The sequence below is a fragment of the Planococcus halocryophilus genome, assembly GCF_022489025.1.
Taxonomy (GTDB): domain Bacteria; phylum Bacillota; class Bacilli; order Bacillales_A; family Planococcaceae; genus Planococcus; species Planococcus halocryophilus_A.
The window spans coordinates 1-1,035 of the sequence record NZ_JAKVTG010000040.1; the positions used below are offsets into that span (position 1 = coordinate 1).

The following is a 1,035-nucleotide window of genomic DNA, read 5'->3' on the forward strand; positions in this document are numbered from 1 at the left end:
GAATAAGAAAAAGTTTTTGAGAAAAAGCTTGAAAAACCCAGTGATATACTGGTATAATAAATCTTGTCTTTCAAAACCAAATAGTCCAGTGATGATGGCAAAGAGGCCACACCCGTTCCCATCCCGAACACGGCAGTTAAGCTCTTTTGCGCCGATGGTAGTTGGGGGTTTCCCCCTGTGAGAGTAGGACGTCGCTGGGCAATACATATCGGAGGATTAGCTCAGCTGGGAGAGCATCTGCCTTACAAGCAGAGGGTCGGCGGTTCGATCCCGTCATCCTCCACCATTTTTTCGCCGGAGTAGCTCAGTTGGTAGAGCAACTGACTTGTAATCAGTAGGTCGAGGGTTCGACTCCTTTCTCCGGCACCACTTTTTCGAGCCATTAGCTCAGCTGGTAGAGCATCTGACTTTTAATCAGAGGGTCGAAGGTTCGAATCCTTCATGGCTCACCATTTTAATTTTAATATTGCCACGCGGGTGTGGCGGAACTGGCAGACGCACTAGACTTAGGATCTAGCGCCTTCGGGCGTGGGGGTTCGACTCCCTTCACCCGCACCATTTTTGCGGAAGTAGTTCAGTGGTAGAACGCCACCTTGCCAAGGTGGAGGTCGCGAGTTCGAACCTCGTCTTCCGCTCCATATGTTTTTAAGAACCGACCCTTAGCCGGGGTGGCGGAACTGGCAGACGCACAGGACTTAAAATCCTGCGGTAGGTGACTACCGTACCGGTTCGATTCCGGTCCTCGGCACCATTTACATCAATAGCATATAGCGCCCGTAGCTCAATTGGATAGAGTACTTGACTACGAATCAAGCGGTTAGAGGTTCGAGTCCTCTCGGGCGCACCATATTTTTTAAAAAACTCAGCACCTAAGTTCGGGAAGTAGCTCAGCTTGGTAGAGCACTTGGTTTGGGACCAAGGGGTCGCAGGTTCGAATCCTGTCTTCCCGACCAAACAATGGGGCCTTAGCTCAGCTGGGAGAGCGCCTGCCTTGCACGCAGGAGGTCAGCGGTTCGATCCCGCTAGGCTCCACCA

General features: G+C 51.6%; 9 tRNA genes and 1 rRNA gene. All 10 read left to right on the forward strand.

Going from position 1 to position 1,035, the window contains the following annotated elements:
* Positions 1 to 84 precede the first annotated feature (84 nt).
* The 10 genes from rrf (at position 85) to MLE13_RS17855 (ending at position 1,035) form a co-directional block, all read left to right on the forward strand.
* A 5S ribosomal RNA gene (gene rrf / locus MLE13_RS17810) occupies positions 85 to 200 on the forward strand.
* A gap of 10 nt (positions 201 to 210) precedes the next feature.
* Positions 211 to 286 (forward strand) — tRNA-Val (locus MLE13_RS17815).
* A 7-nt stretch (positions 287 to 293) separates the two neighbouring features.
* Positions 294 to 369 (forward strand) — tRNA-Thr (locus MLE13_RS17820).
* A 7-nt stretch (positions 370 to 376) separates the two neighbouring features.
* Positions 377 to 452: transfer RNA gene (locus MLE13_RS17825), tRNA-Lys, on the forward strand.
* Positions 453 to 473: 21 nt separating this feature from the next.
* Positions 474 to 558, forward strand: a tRNA-Leu gene (locus MLE13_RS17830).
* 5 nt (positions 559 to 563) lie between these two features.
* A tRNA-Gly gene (locus MLE13_RS17835) sits at positions 564 to 638 on the forward strand.
* A gap of 24 nt (positions 639 to 662) precedes the next feature.
* A tRNA-Leu gene (locus MLE13_RS17840) sits at positions 663 to 751 on the forward strand.
* A gap of 19 nt (positions 752 to 770) precedes the next feature.
* Positions 771 to 847: transfer RNA gene (locus tag MLE13_RS17845), tRNA-Arg, on the forward strand.
* Positions 848 to 876: 29 nt separating this feature from the next.
* A tRNA-Pro gene (locus MLE13_RS17850) sits at positions 877 to 953 on the forward strand.
* Between the two features lie 6 nt (positions 954 to 959).
* A tRNA-Ala gene (locus MLE13_RS17855) sits at positions 960 to 1,035 on the forward strand.